General features: G+C 57.0%; 18 protein-coding genes. 12 read left to right on the plus strand and 6 right to left on the minus strand.

The window, feature by feature from the left end; all coding sequences use genetic code 11:
• The first annotated feature begins 72 nt into the window (after positions 1-72).
• Positions 73-1,653, plus strand: a complete 1,581-nt coding sequence (locus GSQ91_RS04560) for an MFS transporter (protein ID WP_158820055.1) — start codon at positions 73-75, stop codon at positions 1,651-1,653.
• A 6-nt stretch (positions 1,654-1,659) separates the two neighbouring features.
• Here the strand turns inward: GSQ91_RS04560 and GSQ91_RS04565 are convergent, their stop codons facing one another.
• Entirely contained in the window at positions 1,660-2,373 is a 714-nt protein-coding gene (locus GSQ91_RS04565; protein ID WP_158820056.1) for a rhodanese-related sulfurtransferase, read from the minus strand.
• A gap of 83 nt (positions 2,374-2,456) precedes the next feature.
• Positions 2,457-3,341: an aldo/keto reductase family oxidoreductase gene (locus tag GSQ91_RS04570; protein WP_158820057.1), complete on the minus strand. Its 885-nt coding sequence runs from the start codon at positions 3,339-3,341 to the stop codon at positions 2,457-2,459.
• Between the two features lie 89 nt (positions 3,342-3,430).
• Between GSQ91_RS04570 and GSQ91_RS04575 the strand changes: the two genes are divergently transcribed.
• The 5 genes from GSQ91_RS04575 (at position 3,431) to GSQ91_RS04595 (ending at position 6,985) form a co-directional block, all read left to right on the plus strand.
• Positions 3,431-4,072: a TetR/AcrR family transcriptional regulator gene (locus GSQ91_RS04575; protein WP_158820058.1), complete on the plus strand. Its 642-nt coding sequence runs from the start codon at positions 3,431-3,433 to the stop codon at positions 4,070-4,072.
• 166 nt (positions 4,073-4,238) lie between these two features.
• Positions 4,239-4,805: an isochorismatase family protein gene (locus GSQ91_RS04580; RefSeq protein WP_158820059.1), complete on the plus strand. Its 567-nt coding sequence runs from the start codon at positions 4,239-4,241 to the stop codon at positions 4,803-4,805.
• 14 nt (positions 4,806-4,819) lie between these two features.
• Positions 4,820-5,809: a GlxA family transcriptional regulator gene (locus tag GSQ91_RS04585; protein ID WP_158820060.1), complete on the plus strand. Its 990-nt coding sequence runs from the start codon at positions 4,820-4,822 to the stop codon at positions 5,807-5,809.
• A gap of 176 nt (positions 5,810-5,985) precedes the next feature.
• A complete protein-coding gene (locus tag GSQ91_RS04590) occupies positions 5,986-6,573 on the plus strand; it encodes a PD40 domain-containing protein (protein WP_158820061.1) in 588 nt (195 codons plus the stop codon).
• A 25-nt stretch (positions 6,574-6,598) separates the two neighbouring features.
• Positions 6,599-6,985: a PD40 domain-containing protein gene (locus GSQ91_RS04595; protein WP_158820062.1), complete on the plus strand. Its 387-nt coding sequence runs from the start codon at positions 6,599-6,601 to the stop codon at positions 6,983-6,985.
• A gap of 102 nt (positions 6,986-7,087) precedes the next feature.
• Here GSQ91_RS04595 and GSQ91_RS04600 read toward each other — a convergent pair whose 3' ends face one another.
• From GSQ91_RS04600 to GSQ91_RS04610, 3 genes are read right to left on the minus strand one after another with little or no spacing between them, the layout of a single operon-like run.
• Complete coding sequence (locus GSQ91_RS04600; RefSeq protein WP_158820063.1) at positions 7,088-8,080, minus strand: GtrA family protein; 993 nt, start codon at positions 8,078-8,080, stop codon at positions 7,088-7,090.
• Entirely contained in the window at positions 8,077-8,775 is a 699-nt protein-coding gene (locus tag GSQ91_RS04605; protein ID WP_158820064.1) for a CDP-alcohol phosphatidyltransferase family protein, read from the minus strand. Before GSQ91_RS04605 ends, GSQ91_RS04600 begins: the two co-directional genes overlap by 4 nt.
• A gap of 45 nt (positions 8,776-8,820) precedes the next feature.
• A complete protein-coding gene (locus GSQ91_RS04610; RefSeq protein ID WP_158820065.1) occupies positions 8,821-9,654 on the minus strand; it encodes a hypothetical protein in 834 nt (277 codons plus the stop codon).
• Between the two features lie 167 nt (positions 9,655-9,821).
• On the opposite strand from GSQ91_RS04610, the gene GSQ91_RS04615 reads away from it, so the two are divergent.
• From GSQ91_RS04615 to GSQ91_RS04630, 4 genes are all read left to right on the plus strand, one after another.
• Positions 9,822-10,745, plus strand: coding sequence for a winged helix-turn-helix domain-containing protein (locus tag GSQ91_RS04615; protein ID WP_158820066.1), 924 nt, complete (start codon positions 9,822-9,824; stop codon positions 10,743-10,745).
• Positions 10,746-10,849: 104 nt separating this feature from the next.
• A complete protein-coding gene (locus GSQ91_RS04620; RefSeq protein WP_158820067.1) occupies positions 10,850-11,767 on the plus strand; it encodes a DMT family transporter in 918 nt (305 codons plus the stop codon).
• Between the two features lie 33 nt (positions 11,768-11,800).
• Positions 11,801-12,580 carry an electron transfer flavoprotein subunit beta/FixA family protein gene (locus GSQ91_RS04625; RefSeq protein ID WP_158820068.1) on the plus strand — a complete coding sequence of 260 codons (780 nt, stop codon included), beginning with the start codon at positions 11,801-11,803 and terminating at the stop codon, positions 12,578-12,580.
• Positions 12,577-13,554, plus strand: coding sequence for an electron transfer flavoprotein subunit alpha/FixB family protein (locus GSQ91_RS04630; protein ID WP_254064357.1), 978 nt, complete (start codon positions 12,577-12,579; stop codon positions 13,552-13,554). The genes GSQ91_RS04625 and GSQ91_RS04630 overlap by 4 nt, the downstream gene beginning before the upstream one ends.
• Here GSQ91_RS04630 and GSQ91_RS04635 read toward each other — a convergent pair.
• Positions 13,525-14,193, minus strand: a complete 669-nt coding sequence (locus GSQ91_RS04635; RefSeq protein ID WP_158820069.1) for a hypothetical protein — start codon at positions 14,191-14,193, stop codon at positions 13,525-13,527. The two genes, GSQ91_RS04630 and GSQ91_RS04635, sit on opposite strands and share 30 nt — an antisense overlap.
• A gap of 237 nt (positions 14,194-14,430) precedes the next feature.
• Here GSQ91_RS04635 and GSQ91_RS04640 point away from each other — a divergent pair, with 237 nt between their 5' ends.
• Positions 14,431-14,745, plus strand: coding sequence for a hypothetical protein (locus GSQ91_RS04640; protein WP_158820070.1), 315 nt, complete (start codon positions 14,431-14,433; stop codon positions 14,743-14,745).
• Positions 14,746-14,914: 169 nt separating this feature from the next.
• Positions 14,915-17,018 (plus strand): TonB-dependent receptor (locus GSQ91_RS04645; RefSeq protein WP_158820071.1); only part of this gene is annotated, 2,104 nt, incomplete at its 3' end.

Below are 17,018 nucleotides of genomic sequence, written 5' to 3' on the forward strand. Positions count from 1 at the left end.
TGATGGTTATTCATGAATTGAAGTAAATAAATTCATTTCCCTCATGGGCGATGACTCTCTAGGATGAGTCCCATGGTTGATTTCCGCATCCGCAAGAACACGATCGCACTGGCCGCCGTTTGCCTGGCTTCCCTGATGTTCGGCCTGGAGATCTCCAGTGTGCCGACGGCACTACCGGTTCTGGCAAAGGTACTTTACGGCAACTTCCAACAAATGCAATGGATCATGAATGCCTACACGATCTCCTGTACAACGGTGCTGATGGCAGCGGGAACCCTGGCGGACCGTTTTGGACGGAAACGTCTCTTCATCGTCAGCCTGTTTTTATTCGGCATCACTTCTTTGATCTGCGGTTTAGCGCGTGACGCGTCTGTGCTGATCGTCAGCCGGTTTCTGCAAGGTATGAGCGGCGGTACGATGCTGATCAGCCATATTGCTGTGCTCTCGCATCAGTTTCGCGAAGGGCGGGAACGCAGCAGGGCGTTCGGCTGGTGGGGCGTTATCTTCGGATTTGGTCTGGGTTTTGGGCCCATCATTGGAGGCGTGATCGTCGCTGTGCTCAACTGGCGATGGGTCTTTCTGATCCATGTTCCGATTGCGGTCCTTACCCTGGCTCTCGTCTTAAGTGGCGTGCAGGAGTCGAAAGATCCGCAGGCAAAGAAGCTGGACATCCTGGGTATCGTTACGCTCTCTCTGGCAATCTTTGGTTTTACTTATTTCATTACCCAAGGGCCAGATCTTGGTTTTAGCAGCCTTGCAGCTCTTGGCGTGTTAGCTGCGTCAGTTCTGAGCTTCCTCATTTTTATTTGGGTGGAAAAGACCAATCCTCATCCGATGTTTGACTTCTCCGTCTTCCGGATTCGCAACTTCTCGGGCGCCATCTTTGGCTCCATCGGCATGAACTTCAGCTTTTGGCCATTCATGATCTACTTGCCGATCTACTTTCAGAGCGGTCTTGGCTACGGCAGTGTCACAGCCGGCTTGTCGCTCCTGGCCTATACCCTTCCGACGCTGGTCATTCCTCCGCTGGGAGAGCGTCTTTCCCTTCGGTATCATGCCGGTACGGTGATTCCTCTGGGACTGTTTACGATCGGCCTCGGTCTTCTCCTGATGAAGTATGGCAGCGCTGCGGCTCACGCCAGTTGGCTCACGATGCTACCGGGTTCGCTGTTGGCGGGTGTGGGGCTCGGCCTAACTAATACGCCTGTAACGAACACAACCACTGGCTCGGTTTCGAGTGCGCGCTCCGGGATGGCTTCGGGCATCGACATGAGTGCCAGGCTGATCACGCTTGCCATCAATATCGCCATGATGGGATTCATCCTGGTAGAGGGAATCTCGTCTTCTTTGAAGAGTGCTTTTCCTGGAGCTTTGCAGGCTCCGCAGTTGCACACCCTGGCGGAAGCCATAGCCGCTGGCAATGCTGCTTCCCTTAGGGAGACGTCGCCTGAGTTGTCTTCTTTGGCTTCATCCGGAGCCGTATTTCATGCGGCGCTGGTGCATGGTTTCGGTTTGGTGATGCTCTACGGTGGGATTGGCGTATGGATCTTAGCCGCGCTGAGTTTTGTGGTCTTTGGATCGAGGAAGGAATCCTTCGATACGACCGACGTAGCGATTCATGACGCTCAGGAGCCGGAGCTCACGCATTGCTAAAGGGAATCAGCCTTCAAAATCTCCATGCCCTACCGAGGTCCGGCGATCGAACACGAAGCACGTGCCTTTCCATTGGCTGGCCTGCTCCGGCACGTCCTCAAGATACTTCAGGATGCCGCCCTTAAGGTGATAGACGTCGCTGAAACCTTCCTGCAGCATGAAGGCCGAAGCTTTCTCGCAACGTATGCCGCCGGTGCAGAACATTGCTACCTTACGATGTTTCGCTGGATCGAGGTTCTCGCGCACATAGGTGGCGAAGTCCGAGAACGTCTCGATGCCGGGATCGGTTGCGCCGGTGAAGGTGCCTAGCTCAACCTCATAGTGATTGCGGGTGTCCAGCAGCAGTACCTCGGGATCGGCGATCAGCGCATTCCATTCCTGCGGTTCCACATACGTCCCAGCTTGCGTCGGATCGACCTTAGCTTTGCGGAAGGCGAGGATCTCGCGTTTGACCAGAAACTTCAATCGTCCGAATGGCCGCTCTTCTGCCGACGCGAACTTTACCTCCGCCCGCTCCAGCCCTACCTTCTCTGCCAGCATGTCCAGCAGGCGGTCGATAGTCTCACTCGATCCTGCGAGCGTGCCGTTCACGCCTTCGCCGGCGATCAGCAGGGTACCGCATAGATCATCCACGCTGAACGCGGCACGCAACTCGTCGCGCAGAGCCGCCGGATCAGGCAGGGAGACGAAGCGGTAGAAGGCTGCAATCGTGAAAGTCATTACCCTTCCATGATAGATCGACAGGGGTGCCGTCGAGCAATGGAGACCACTCTCCCGCACCCCTGCTATGGTTTCCCCTCCTGCTACTGCTTAGGACCTCCACCGATGGCGTCAAGAGCGGCGATGGTTTCGGAAGGAAGCTGTAGCGTTGCAGCCTTGAGGTTTTCCCGAAGATGCCCGATGGAAGAGGTGCCGGGTATCAGCAGGATGTTGGGCGAGCGCTGCAGCAGCCACGCGAGCGCGACCTGCATGGGCGTGGACTGCAGCGACGCTGCTGCCGCATCGAGTGCCGACGACTGTAGAGGCGTGAATCCCCCCAGCGGAAAGAATGGCACGTACGCTATGCCCTGCTTCGCGAGGTCCTGGATGAAGCTGTCATCGTTTCGGAGCGCGACGTTGTACAGGTTCTGAATGCAGACGATCTCTGTGATGGTCTGAGCTTCCGCCAGCTGCTTGGGGGTGACGTTGCTCAGGCCGAGATGACGGATCAATCCCTGACGCTTGAGTTCGGCAAGCACGGTCAGCGGTCCTTCGATGGATCCTTCCGCCAGCTCCGCGATTCCTCCAACCCGGAGATTGACGACATCCAGCGCGTCGAGCCCGAGATTGCGGAGATTGTCATGAACGGCATCGATGATCTCTTGACGGGAAAGAGCGTGGATCCACGACTTGTCGTCACCACGGCGAGCCCCTACCTTGGTGACGATGACAAGATCGTCCCGGTAAGGATGAAGCGCCTGCTTAATGATCTGATTGGTCACATGGGGACCGTAAAAGTCGCTGGTGTCGATGTGGTTCACGCCAACGGCAACTGCCTCGCGCAGAACAGCAACGGCACCGTCCACGTCGCGCGGCGGTCCCCACACCTGGGGACCCGCAAGCTGCATCGCGCCATAGCCCATGCGGTTCACGGTGATCGAAGTGCCAGGAAGTGTGAAGTTGCCGCCAAGATCTGTCTGTTTCGTCATGCTGTTTCTCCTCTAGTTCGTTCAGCGCTCGTAGTAAATCGCATCTACCTATGCTTAGATGAAGAAAGCTTCAGGTTAGGAGTTCGCATTTGCCCCAGCGTGCACAAGTCGTCTTAGAGCCCCGTAAATCGCCCGTTCAGGCGCGCTCGGCTGCTAGTGTGGACGCCATTCTCGAAGCCACCATTCAGGTTTTGCTCAGTATTGGGAAGGAACAGCTGACTACGACCAAGGTGGCCTTGCGGGCCGGTGTGTCGGTCGGAACCCTATACCAATACTTTCCGAACAAGAGTTCTCTCCTGCAGGCCGTCTTAAGGCGTCACCTCACCGAGGTTGGTGACGCTGTCGAACGCGTCTGCAAGGAACAGAAGGGTAGAACACTTCGGCAGATGGCGACCGCTCTCATCACCGCATTTATGCACGCCAAGATGAGGGATGCGAAGACGAGTGTCGCTCTCTACTCCGTGAGCTCCGATGTAGACGGAACGAAGATCGTGCAACAGATGGGGGCCCGGTTTCATAAGGCAGTCGCCCGCATGCTAACGACCTCCTGTGAGCCGCTCACATCCGATCCACAGCTGGTTGCTTCTATGCTTCAGGGGGCAATGGTTGGGATAAGTCGGCGGATACTGGAATCGGGTGTCGCCGAAGGTCAGCGCGAAGTTTTGCAGCAGGAACTGATCTTTGTGGCGTGCGCCTACGTGGATGCGTGTTCTGCGCGGCCACGCATTTAGTTGCATGGCCGCATGACAAGCCAGAAATGCAAAAGACAAGTGCTGGTCGGAGATCGATGTCCTTTTTCGTCCGGTATTAGGCTGTAAGATGTCTTTCAATGCGTGAGGGTGCCACCTAGGATTGATCCATTGACGACACAAGGTCGTCTTACAAAGGAGCAATTCGATGTCCGATTCCAATACCGTACTGGTTGTCATTGATGCTCAGGAGTCTTTTCGTCATCGCCCTTACTGGAGCAGCGACGATGTTGGGAAGTTCACTGCACGGCTTCAACGATTGATTGACGGGGCAAAGGCTCAGGGAATTCCAGTGGTACAGGTCTTTCACGTAGAAGGGGATGGAGTCTTCTCCCTGGCATCGGGCCATGTCAGGACCCTGACAGGGCTATCGATTGCACCCGACGCAGTCTTCCAGAAACATAGCCATAGCGCTCTTGTTGGCAGCGGCCTGGATGTATGGCTGGTACAGCATGGGATACGAAGGCTCATCGTGTCCGGCATCCGTACGGAGCAGTGCTGCGAGACCACCACTCGACATGCTTCTGACATTGGCTACGACGTGGACTATGTAACCGAGGCTACCTTGACGTTTGCCATGACGGATCGGCGCGGACGCGTGTGGAGCCCACAGGAGCTCAAGGAGCGAACGGAGCTTGTCCTGGAGGATCGGTTCGCTCGCATTGTTACGGTGGAAGAGGCTCTGGAGGGTGCGAAGCTGGAGCTTGTCGCTTGAGGTAAACAAAAAAGATGAAGCTTATCCCCGTATACGTTGTGCTCCTTCAGCGGACACTGCTGCTTGATGTGGCGGGTCCGTTGGAGGTGCTGCGCGCGGCCAACAGGGATCAACAAGAGGTTCGGTTCGTAGTGCGCTACATCGGTCCCGAGGCCACGATCGTCAGTTCGATAGGAGTTACTCTGGCGAAGATTGAACCTCTGCCCAGGAGCCTGCCAGACGACGCCATGGTGATACTTTCCGGCGGCGTGGATTACGTGATGATGCCGGGGACACAGACCGTTCCCAGGAAAGATGGCTATAGCGAGACGGCGGTTGTGAAGTGGCTGCGCGCGGTGGTCCGGCCAGGGCATAAGGTGGTGTCGATTTGTTCCGGCGCGATGTTGGCGGGCCGGGCCGGGCTTTTCGACGGGTATGCCTGTACAACGCACCATAGCGTTTGCGCAGAGCTTGCTGAGGTGGCTCCTGAGGCAAGGGTGCTGGAGAACCGGCTGTTTGTCGAGGACGGAGAGCGTTACTCTAGCGCCGGTGTGACAGCGGGCGTGGACCTTATGCTGCATATTGTGGCGCAGCTCGCCGGTCTTCCGCTGGCGGTTTCTATCGCACGATACATGGTGGTGTATCTGCGCCGCAGCGGAGCCGATCCGCAGCTTTCGCCCTGGCTGGAGGGGCGCAACCATATTCATCCGGCTGTACATCGGGTGCAGGATGCGATAACAGCCGACCCTGCCAAGTCCTGGACGTTGCGGGCCCTGGCGAGGATTGCAGGCGCAAGCAGCAGACATCTCACGCGGCTCTTTCAGGAGTATGCGGGGATGAGCATTACGGACTATAAAAACAATCTGCGCGTGGCGCTGGCTCGTGAGTTGATTACCCAGACGAGTCTGGATATGGAGCAGGTGGCGGAACGTGCGGGGTTTGGGTCGACGCGGCAACTAAGGCGGGCCTGGGGCAGGCTGCATGATTCGGCGCCAAGTGAGGCGCGGAACCATGCATTGGGATGACTCGGATGGTAGTGTCGGAACGCGTGAATACCGACCGTGAACCAGAAGCTGGCCGTGCTCTGTAGCGTAAGAGATTCCTTGGATTGCCGAGGTTAGGGTGACTTGACCTGGAGCACTGCGTCTATCCAATGGCTACACGCAAATACATTGGTGCGGAATTCAGCAAGGGAGAGTCCATGTTTCGGAAGACATACTCACGGTCATTCACGGCATTCGCAATTCTTTTTCTCGCAGCTTGTTGTATCAGGAGAACAGCATCTGCGGCGGAGCCAAAGTCGCCAGCGCTCTTTGCTCCAGGCGTGATCTCCGGGGCGGCGAATGATCTATCACCAGCTTTTAGCCCGGATGGCCGCACCGTGTTCTTCACCCGTTCGAATACTTCCTACTCCTTCGTTCTTGTCTCGCATCGAAATGGGGATCACTGGTCAGCTCCCGAGGTAGCCACGTTTTCTGGCCAGTGGAAAGATCTGGAGGCCACTATGTCACCTGATGGTTCCTTCCTGATCTTTGCTTCTAATCGTCCTGCTACTGAGGGCAAGGGGCCGCTCGACGGCGTATACAACGGAAAAACTTATCCGGGCGGTGGCGGCAATCTGTGGCGCGTTGACCGGCATGGCGACAGCTGGGGCGCGCCTGTCCGCCTTCCGGACTCTATCAATAGCAGTAGAGCCGTTTTCTCTCCCAGCATCGCAGCGGACGGCAGTCTTTATTTCATGCAGGCCGATCCGTCGAGCGGGACCTTTCATCTCTTTCGATCTTCCTAGTCGAGCAGGCACCTATCAAACTTCCGTGAAGATGGCTCTAGGGGATGCAACAACAGAAGAAGTCGATCCAGCTGTGGCGCCGGACGAATCCTTCATCGTCTACAGCTCACGGCATCCCCAGCAGCATGACAAGAATCGGCTTCATATCGCCTTCCATCAGGCGAGTGGATGGAGTGATCCCGTGGATCTCGGTGACATCGTGAATGAACAGGGCAGCAACATTGAAGCACGTCTTGGCCCGGATCATCGCACTCTCTACTTCAGTACAAATACAGTGTCGCCGGCATTGCCGGCACTGACGCATGCAGAGGCGTTGAAGGTATTGCAAGAGATGCAAGTGTGGGCCAACGACAACGAAAATATCTGGTACGTCTCTCTGGCTCCGTGGCTGGATGAACACCGTGGCTACTAGAGCGTTTAGTGTCCGAATTGTTAGCGATCGGAGGTGCTCTACCGCTCGAGTACTGAAAATAGGATAAAGAACAGATTTGTTCGCATGCTCGATGTCCTCCGTTCAGTCGGGGATGAACTTCCCAAACCCTATACGCAGGCCAACGATATGCTGCTGCGGGCCGGTGAAAAGGTAGTAGTCTCGAAGCTCGATGCGGACAAGCCTTTTTTCTTCGTTCCTGCCGAAGTCGATTCCCAAACCAAAGTTGACGGCGTTTCCCGTGGCAAACATGCGGGTATAGCCTCCGGTGAGAAAGGGATAGAGGCTGTGATGAGGAACCTTATTCGCAAACATGACGTCGAAGCTGGCTAGACCGTCGAGTGGATAGCCGCCCGGCAATGGCCCTACGATGCCAAGCTCAAACTGTGGGGAGGCATTGATACCTTTGCCAAGCGTCCTCGCGAAGTATTGGCCGAATGTGACGCCGCCGGTAAAGGTAGATCTGGTGATGTTCCCGCCTGTAGAAGCGGCTGGGCTCGCGAAGATGTTCGCGTAGGCGCAATCTGTGCCTAGCCCTTGGGTGTATGGATCGGGATGGGTCGTAGTAGATTGAGTTTGGGCGTGCGACATCGTACCGGTCGTGAGCAAAAACAGGAAAGACAGCGTGAGGGAATAGGGGGACACGGGATGCGACGCTTCGGAATTGGATGAAGCTTCTGCTTTACGCGCTTCTGCAAACGCCCAATTGTTCCCAAGACAGAAGTTCGCCATCGAACAGCAAAGAATCGCGACAAGGTTCGAGACAAGCAGCGGCAGCCGCGCTTCATGGACCAACAGTCTCATCAAGGCAAGGTTTCCCAACATCGAAACCAAACCGTTGGAGAGATGAAACCGCACGAACTGACGGAGTCGTGGCGCGCCGTCGCGGCGGTCGCGCCACGTGTAATGGCAATGCCACATGAAGTTGTGCAACAGCGTGATCTCGATGGCCGCAGCCGAGGCATATAGGTAATGGCCAGCTGTCCAGCGATTGAAGAGAACGAGCGCGGCAAGCTGTAACCCCATGCCCATCACTCCCACCAGATTGAACTTCGCCCAGCGAATAAATGTGCTCATGGCAGCGGCTCCTCACGATAGAGTTGAGCCGTATGACGTACGGTAAGAAGGATCACGGTGGCAAACATGCAGATCGATGCGATTGCTCCCCCTAGATCGAACAGCAGCATCCTGTATCCGAACACGGTTGAGTATTCACTGTGTAGCAACGCCAGGTTCCCAAGGATCAGCAGAATGCGAATCTCCGTGGGACCAAAGAAGCCCTGCGAGAGTTGAAAGCGGGATAAGGTGTAGGTGGCCAGGTAGCTTTCACTCGACAAAAGCAGAAATGCGATCAACATCGCGATCGCCGTTTGCCGGTGCACGAAGCCGGAGAGCCCGAGTCCGTACATCAACGCGACAGACCCGAAGATGTCCACCATGTGATCGACATAGAAGCCATAGCGCGGGCGTTGCTGGCCACGTATGCGGGCTAGCGTGCCATCCATGCTGTCTCCAAACCAATTCACCACCAGGCACAGACTCACCAGTAGCAGAGCGTAGCGGTTATAGCGCGATAAGGCATAGCCAACTCCCGCTCCAATCTGAGCGCAGAGCCCGAGCACTGTGAGCTGGTCGGAGCTGAGCCAGCTTGGCATGCGGTAGGCCATCCATTGCAGAGCGCGTTTCTCGAGCGAAGCGGTCAGAGCCTGATTGACTCGACGTGCCGGTGTAAAGGTCATTTCGTTTTTCGTTATGGCTGCGTGGGTATTCATCTTTGGATCCTTTCCAAATATCGCGATGTGCGTTGTGACCATTTCCTATTTCCGAAGCGCGTTGCATGCAGCGTGGAGAGTGAATTCCAGTGATTCGCGTGGAATGCTCGCCACGTATGGCCGAATAGCCCAACCGAGGCCGCTCGGAATGGAGCGGGTGAGCGAGACGGCCTCGATCTGTAGGTAAAGCCCTCCGTCCCGCTCCTCGTAACTCCAATAGGTGTTCAGCCGCCATAAAAAGCCGTGTTCTTCGTTGTCATTCAAGGGGCGCTCAGCAGCGGTGCCAGCCGCATCGATCTCGGTAATCCGCTCGCTCCGAGAGACGCTGTAGCCGTGTCGTACATCCAGTTGGCCGAAGGTAATGTCGTAGCTCGTGTCCAGCACTACTGTGATGACGTGCCGCTGGCGAACGCGCATCCATGCTTGCATGCGGCTTCCGTCTCGCGTGAGCACCTTGGCCTGAAGCACCTGAGGAGAGAAATGTTGCGGATAAGCGTTGAAGTCCTGCATCAATCGCTCGAAGTCAGCGGCTTTGGCTCCGGGAGCAAAGGCTGTGCCCCGCCAATGATGCAGCAGCGCTCCGGAGAGCTTGGCGTTTGCGGAAGGCGTGAGCCGCTCTTTGATTTGTTCGATGATTAACTCTCCCTGGCGCAGGCGCGTCTCTGTGCTTTTAGGATCGGAAGTCGCAGAAGCGAGGAAAGCACTCGGTGACCGATGCTGTTGCACAAGCCGGGACTCAACTGCTTTGCTGTAAGAGTTGAAGGCGAAAATGGCGGCGGGAGTGGGCTCTCCTATCAGAAGGAGTGGTGTGTCCAGAAAGAGCAAGAGGCCGCAGACTACGGATATTTTTCGAGAGCGCTTGAATAGGTGTCGCTTCATGTATCGCATCCTGCCCGGCCGCGAGCGGGGAAGCAATGCATGGAACCTCACACGGTGAAGATTGTTCATCACGGCGCAAGTCATAGCAACTATTCGGCTTCTGAAGATTCCTCGCTGGCGCAATCGCCTTGAATCATCCGTTGCATTCGATACACTGAAGAGCAGACATGACAGACGCACGGCCAGCCAGGCGCTATCGCTTCGGAGTCTTCGAAGTGGACTCGACTACAGGAGAGCTGCGCCGGAAGGGTGTGCGTGTCAAATTGCATTCGCAACCGTGCCAAGTGCTTTTCATGCTGCTGGAACGGCCCGGTGAGATGCTGACGCGTGAAGAGATCTGCCGGGAGCTGTGGCCCGACGGAATGTTCGTAGACTATGAACATGGTGTGAACTCGGCAGTGAATCGCCTCCGTGAAGCTCTTGGGGACAAAGCGAGCAACCCGAGATTCGTTGAAACGTTGGCTCGTCGTGGCTATCGCTTTCTGGTCCCGGTAGAACGAATCGTGATCGACCGAGTCGAGCGAACCGCTCTGGAGCCAGCTGCTTCAGCTGCAGACCCCGCGATCCCGATTCTTGAAGATTCGTTCGGACTACCGGCAACTCCGGTAAGCACGAGAGCCAAACTTTTCGACCGGTTATTAACGACCCCAGAGGATCTGCCGAAGAGTTCGCATTCCGTGGTGCAGACGCTCTTCGTGCTGCTCCAGATCATGTATCTGGGTTTTTATGTGGGGGCACTGGCCAACCTGGCGGAGATCAACGAGCTTTTCTCAGTGCTACCGTTTGCCACGCAGGCATTTACCGTCATGATCGTGACCGCCGCTGTTCTGATCCCTGTCCGCGTCTTTCTGATTTGCGCGGTGCTCTTTCATGCGCCTGGAATGCGTAGAAAATTCTTGAAGATTTGGTGGTTTCTTCTACCGCTCGATGGGCTGTGGTCTCTCGCTCCCTTCCTGCTGTTGCATCACATCAATTATGGGCTGGCACTAGCGTGTATGACGCCACTCATCTATTCACCCTTTGCACAACGCTCACTTGTCCTGATGGGTGCGGGTGGGACGAGCCATGAAATCACCGCCGCTGCCCGATGACTCCTTAGACAGCCGATTCATGCTGAAAAGCGCCTTGGCGATTAGTTGGGAATGTAGACACAACGTTGATAGGGCGTAGCTCACGGCGCAGGTAGTATTCCTAGATGGCGAAAGGAAGAACGGTTAGCACCTATGGTGTGCTTGCGGTGGGTGTAATCTCCATCGCCTGGTCGGCGATTTTTGTCCGCTGGACGCATATGCCCGGAGTCGCCTCCGCCTTCTATCGCATGTTCTTTGCGTCGATGGTGCTCTGTTGTGTTCTGGTGTTCTCCAGGGTGACGCTTGCAAGCGTTGATCGATCTACGATCGGTGTAGCCGTTCTGAGCGGAGTGTTTTTTGCAGGAGATGTCGGGCTGTTCAATACGGCTGTTCTTCATACCTCTGCGGGAAGCGCAACCTTTCTGGCCAACAATGCACCTGTGCTCGTCGGTCTACTCACCTGGGCGATTACGCGACGTTTACCTTCGCGGCGCTTCTGGACGGCGCTTGCCATCGCCCTTGTGGGCGCATGGTTGATCGTCGCGGCTGACGCGCGGCATGCCGGCAGGGAGTGGTCTGCCGACTTGCTGGCCGTGATGGCCTCTGTTTGTTTCGCGCTGTATCTGTTGACCACCGAACGTCTGCGAAAGGACTTCGATACTCGCATTCTTGTAACTCTTTCGACGACGTCGAGTGCAGTTGCGCTTTTGCTCATCTCTGCCTTAGCCCATGTCTCGCTCGCCGTGCCGAATGCGCGTGCTCTCGCCGCGTTGCTGGGACTGGGCTTGATCTGCCAACTCACGGGTTACTTCTGTCTCACCTATGCTCTTGGTCATCTGCCGGCAACCGTAACATCCGTGGTTCTGCTTGCGGTTGCCCCGATCACGGCCTTGTTTGCGTTCGGACTCTTCGGAGAGCGCATGACGATACTTCAAGGTACCGGCGGCGTCCTTGTAATCCTCGGAGTTTGGATTGTAAGCAGAGCACATCAGGGATCTTCGCGGGATTCGAGAGACAGCGGTGCCTTCGATGCGGTAGGCTAAGCGGTTGCGTCTAATGGCTGGTGAGGGTTGCTGATGAAGATCGTGGTAGCAGTGAAGCAGGTTCCAGAGCGTGATGCCGCAGTGCGCGTTGCAGCGGATGGCCGCAGCGTCGACGAAAGCGACGTGGCATGGATGATGAATGAGCCCGATGCCTATGCGCTGGAAGAGGCGCTGCAGTTGAAGGAGCGCGACGGCGAAGGCGAAGTGATTGTGCTGTGTGCCGGACCGGATCGCGTGACGAGTACGCTGCGCGAAGCGCTGGCGAAAGGCGCGGATCGCGCGATCCATGTTGTCACCACGGATGAAGGCGAGGGATCACTGGCCGCGCGCGACACGCTGGGCGTGGCGAAGCTGCTGGCCGAGGCGATTAAGACAGAGTCGCCCGACCTGGTACTGACGGGCTTGCAGTCCGACGACCTTGGCGCGGGGCAGACGGGGGTTGTCGTTGCAGAACTGCTCGGCGTGCCACACGCAACTCTGGTGCTGCAGGTGGAGCGCGCTGATGCAGGAATCAAGGTCAAGCGAGAGCTCGAAGATGGCTGGTTCCAGCATATCGAGATGCCGCTGCCCGCGCTGTTGACGATTCAGTCTGGCGGCAACAAGCTGCGCTACGCCACGCTGATGGGCATTAAGAAAGCCAAATCGAAGGAGACGCGCGAACTTGCAGCTGTGGCAGCCGGTGCACGCGTCGATGAAGTGGTGAAGGTTGCACTTCCGGAGCGCGTGAAGCGGACAGAGATGCTGACTGGATCGGCTGATGAGGTCGCGACGAAGATCGTCGAAAAGTTGAAATTCGAGGTAAAGATCCTGTGAGCAAAGTTCTTGTAGTGATGGAACAGAAGGGCGATGCCGGATGGCACCGCATCAGTCTGGAAGCGCTGGCCGCGGGCCAAAAGCTCGCAGCGGAGCTTGGCGTGACGTGCTCAGCCGTGGTCCTCGGCGAGAGCGCTGCGATTGGGCCGTTGGCCTCCGAGCTTGCGACGAAGAAGCTAGATACCGCATGGTCTGTAGACCATGCGCTGCTTGCGAACTATACGGCGGACGGTTGGGTTGCCGTGCTGCAACAGCTCATTGCCCAAGAGCAGCCTCAGTATGTCGTGTTCCCGCACACCTACCAGGTGCGCGACTACGCGCCTGCGCTCGCCACGCGGCTGGGGCAGGTGCTCATCAGTGATGTCACGGCTATTCATGCAGGCCCCGTGTTCGTGCGGCAATGGATGCAGGGCAAGCTGAACGCGGAGTATGCGCATAAGGGAGCGGGCGTCTGTCTGGTCTCGGTGCAGGCTGGGAGCTTCCGCGCTGATGCGGTAGAAGCAGGTTCCTCCGAGGTGAAGACCTTTGCCCCTCAGATCGATGCTGCACAGATTCGCACGAAGCCGAGCGAGCCCTTCCGCGAGGCCGCGCAGACGGTCGATCTTTCCGCTGCTCAGGTAATCGTTAGTGTGGGGCGCGGCATCGGGGAGCAGGAAAATCTCGGGCTTGTCGAAGAGCTGGCTGCCGCGCTGGGCGCGGAACTCGCGGCTTCGCGGCCGATCTGCGACGCAGGCTGGCTGCCTATGGAGCGTCAGGTCGGAAGCTCCGGCCAGACGGTTGCGCCGAAGCTGTATCTGGCGGTCGGCATCTCGGGTGCGATTCAACATCTCGTCGGCATGAAGGGCGCTAAGACGGTGATTGCGATCAATAAAGACGCTGACGCTCCGATCTTCGAGATCGCCGATATCGGGGTGGTGGGAGATCTATTTGAGGTCGTTCCGGCGTTAACGAAGGCGATCAGAGGCGCGGTATAAGACGCGATCCTGACTATTGCCGGTGGCTATGTATGCATCACTCGATGCACACATACAGAGGGTGCTTCCGGGTGTTGGTGGATGGCCTATGTTTAGGACGTCTGTAGTGGCCTTGAAAGAACTGCTGAGCAGCGGAATTATGAAAAATGCCCAGAGAATAAGAAGAATGGAGAGCAGTATGTCGAGCACTGTGGCCCTCCCTCCCTTTATCCACACCGTAAATGGAGCCGCTATAAGCGCTGCGATGAGAGAACCCAGGCACAGGACAAAAAGTGGAGCCGGTATCGGTTTCCATATCCAGTTGAAAAAACTCAGGCCGAAGGCGAAGATCAACACATGCAGCACAACGGCTATGCGAAAAATATAGGAAGGCTGCCTCACGGTTTTTTCCCGCTGTTGCAGTAAGTGCTGCACATCGCTGTGGGATGCGTTCAGTACAGGCCGATTGTCGACGGAAGAGGTCGTCGCATTCTGTGCGTCCATCTCCATGGTTTCCTCCGTGTCTTCCAGCTTCGGCATATCCTCTCTTGCGGTTGCGGATGGTGAGGTTCCATCTGCAGGATGGAAGATATTGGCTAGCCTGCGCAGGTCGTTACGTAAATCGGCAACCAACTGCTCCAACCATCTTTGTGCAGGCATGGGCCCTCGCTCGTAGCAGCCTACACTGCCGGGTGACTTTACCGTCGCATGAACGGTTATCAAGAATCAAAACGCATTTAGTTGGTCTCAGGGAGTCCATAAAGACCTCAGGGAGTCCATAATGGCCTCTTTTGCGTCATACTAGATGAAGCAGTGCCTTGCGCCGCTGTTCAGCAACCCTTGACGAAACGAATCAAACGCGGAGCTAACGCCCCCGCGCATCCAATTTGGATGCGCATGCTGGCTCTCGTGTGCCTGTTGGTCGTTGGCTTTGCGAGCTCCGCACAGGCAGCACACGTTCACGGCGAGTGGTTGCCGCATCAGGCGGCACAACTCGGCTCCGCGGCCGATAGCTCGCAGCTTCCCGGCGGTGAGATCAACTGCCCGCTTTGCGTGGCGATGCACCTATCGTTACCGATGTCGGAGCAACTTGCTTCAATCGGCCTGGTGCTGGTGGAGTGCAAGCTCGCAACGGTCGTTGAGCATGTGCCGAGCGCCCAGTGGCACTTTGCGATGTTCAGCAGGCCTCCGCCTGCCATGGAAACCCTCTAGCTAGCTTCATTTCGAGGATGGTTGCGCTCCAAAGGGGCGTAGCCCACGCGCCTTTAGCGCGATCTTCATTCAGGGCCTTCTCTCATGTCAACCCGCATGGCAGAAGGCCACGGACCGCATTCCAGCGATGTCCGGTGTCTGCGTTTCAACAGACAGGAGTTCGTTTCCTATGCAAAGATTTCCATTTTCTCGATTGCTCGCCATCACGTTCGCGCTATGGCTGCTACTGGCCTTTGCCGCTGGTGCGGCATTCGCTCAGGGCACATCCGGTACCGTCACTGGCGCCGTCACCGATACGACCGGCGCTGCCATTCCCGGTGCCACGGTCGTTCTGGCTAACCCGGTAAGCGGTTATAGCCGCACCGCAACGACGGATGCGACCGGGCAGTTTCGTTTCGTCAACGTGCCATTCAACCCATATCGCTTCGCTGTGACGAGCAGTGGGTTCCAAACATTCAACAAAGTTGTTCAGGTGAGCTCGGTGGTGCAGATCGCGGTCCCTGTGAAGTTGCAGGTCGCGACCTCAACGACCAGCATTACGGTGGAAGCTCCCTCCGATCTGGTGGAGAACGATGCGACGGCCCACACCGACATCGACCGCTCTCTGATCGACCATATGCCGCTGGAAAGTGCCTCATCCGAGCTGAGTTCGATTGTGACACTGGCTTCACCGGGTGTGGCGGCAGACTCCAACGGCCTGATGCACGGCCTCGGAGACCATGCGGAGAACTCGTTCAACATCGATGGACAACCGATCACGGATCAGCAGAGCAAGGTGTTCTCCAATCAGGTTCCAGCGGCGGCGGTGCAGTCGCTGGAGGTGATCGAAGGCGCTCCACCTGCTGAATATGGTGACAAGACCAGTCTCGTGGTGAAGGCTACTACGCGCTCAGGCCAGGGTGTGACGAAGCCGACTGGCACGATCACTCTGTCCTATGGCACGTTCGGCTCTGGCAACCTTGCCTTTGACACTTCCTACGGCGGCAAGAACTGGGGCAACTTCATCGCGGCCAACGGCCTTGAGTCAGGACGCTTTCTCGATGCGCCGGAGTTTGCGGTCTATCACGACAAGGGTAACGAGGAGAACTTCTTCGATCGCGTCGACTATCAGCTCAGCAATGTGAGCTCGATCCACACGAACGTGCAGTACACACGTTCCTGGTTCCAGACGCCGAATAGTTACGACTCAGAGTTTGGTTTCGTGCAGAGTGGCGAGGACCCTTCGCAGACGGACCAGCGTTCGAAGATTGAGACCCTGGATTTTGCACCCACCTACACGCGCACCATCGGTACGAACAGCGTGTTCAACTTTGGCCCGTACATCCGTCGCGATTCGTACAACTACTATCCAAGCAACAACCCGCTGTCGGACCTTGGGCCTGCAAACTTGCAGCAGGAGAGCGTGGCGCAACAGCGCTCGCTGACCAACGCCGGTGTTCATGCTGACTGGTCGTATGTGCAGGGCATTAACAACGTGAAAATCGGCGGCATGTATGCGCAGACCTTCCTGCGCGAGAACGATCAACTCGCCCTGGTCGATCCAGGCTTGAACGCACCGTGTCTGGATGCGAGCGGCAATCCGCTTCCCGGCGATCCGACCCCGTGCGCAAATCCGAATCCGAACTTCAACCCTGTGCTTTTGTCAGTTGACCTGACGCGTGGCGGTGTTTTCTACGCTTGGCACGGACAGACAGACGTAAAGCAGCTTGCGCTCTATGCGCAGGACCAGATCACCTTCGGCAACTGGCTGTTCAACGCCGGCATTCGCGGTGACTTCTACAACGGTCTGAGCATTCAGCGGCAGGCTGAGCCGCGGGTGGGAACGTCTTACAACATCAAGAAGACGAATACGGTGCTGCGCGCGTCCTACGCGCGTACGCAGGAGACGCCCTTCAACGAGAACCTTGTGCTTTCCAGCAATGGATGTCTCGATCCTGTGCTCAATGGCATCTTCACGAAGCAGTATGGTTCATGCAGCGCCGTGCCATTCAACCCCGGCTTCCGCAACGAGTTCCATGTCGGTCTGCAGCAGGGCATTGGGCGGCACTTTGTGCTGAGCGGCGAATACATCTGGAAGTACACGCACAATGCGTATGACTTCAGTGTGCTCGGCGCGACGCCGATTACGTTTCCCATCGAGTGGCACAACTCGAAGATTCCCGGTGTCGCGGTCAGCGGAACGCTTACCGAGATCAAGGGCTTCTCGGCGCGCGTGACGATGTCGTCCGTGGCGGCGCGCTTCTTCACCCCGCAGCTTGGCGGCGTAGGAGCCG

The organism is Granulicella sp. S156, from assembly GCF_009766105.1.
Taxonomy (GTDB): domain Bacteria; phylum Acidobacteriota; class Terriglobia; order Terriglobales; family Acidobacteriaceae; genus Granulicella.

Bases quoted from the DNA above. Each gene is read 5' to 3' on its own strand.
- GSQ91_RS04560 (WP_158820055.1), top strand. From the start codon at position 73: ATGGTTGATTTCCGCATCCGCAAGAACACGATCGCACTGGCCGCCGTT.
- GSQ91_RS04565 (WP_158820056.1), bottom strand. From the start codon at position 2,373: ATGACTTTCACGATTGCAGCCTTCTACCGCTTCGTCTCCCTGCCTGAT.
- GSQ91_RS04570 (WP_158820057.1), bottom strand. From the start codon at position 3,341: ATGACGAAACAGACAGATCTTGGCGGCAACTTCACACTTCCTGGCACT.
- GSQ91_RS04580 (WP_158820059.1), top strand. From the start codon at position 4,239: ATGTCCGATTCCAATACCGTACTGGTTGTCATTGATGCTCAGGAGTCT.
- GSQ91_RS04585 (WP_158820060.1), top strand. From the start codon at position 4,820: ATGAAGCTTATCCCCGTATACGTTGTGCTCCTTCAGCGGACACTGCTG.
- GSQ91_RS04590 (WP_158820061.1), top strand. From the start codon at position 5,986: ATGTTTCGGAAGACATACTCACGGTCATTCACGGCATTCGCAATTCTT.
- GSQ91_RS04600 (WP_158820063.1), bottom strand. From the start codon at position 8,080: ATGAGCACATTTATTCGCTGGGCGAAGTTCAATCTGGTGGGAGTGATG.
- GSQ91_RS04605 (WP_158820064.1), bottom strand. From the start codon at position 8,775: ATGAATACCCACGCAGCCATAACGAAAAACGAAATGACCTTTACACCG.
- GSQ91_RS04610 (WP_158820065.1), bottom strand. From the start codon at position 9,654: ATGAAGCGACACCTATTCAAGCGCTCTCGAAAAATATCCGTAGTCTGC.
- GSQ91_RS04615 (WP_158820066.1), top strand. From the start codon at position 9,822: ATGACAGACGCACGGCCAGCCAGGCGCTATCGCTTCGGAGTCTTCGAA.
- GSQ91_RS04620 (WP_158820067.1), top strand. From the start codon at position 10,850: ATGGCGAAAGGAAGAACGGTTAGCACCTATGGTGTGCTTGCGGTGGGT.
- GSQ91_RS04625 (WP_158820068.1), top strand. From the start codon at position 11,801: ATGAAGATCGTGGTAGCAGTGAAGCAGGTTCCAGAGCGTGATGCCGCA.
- GSQ91_RS04635 (WP_158820069.1), bottom strand. From the start codon at position 14,193: ATGCCTGCACAAAGATGGTTGGAGCAGTTGGTTGCCGATTTACGTAAC.
- GSQ91_RS04640 (WP_158820070.1), top strand. From the start codon at position 14,431: ATGCTGGCTCTCGTGTGCCTGTTGGTCGTTGGCTTTGCGAGCTCCGCA.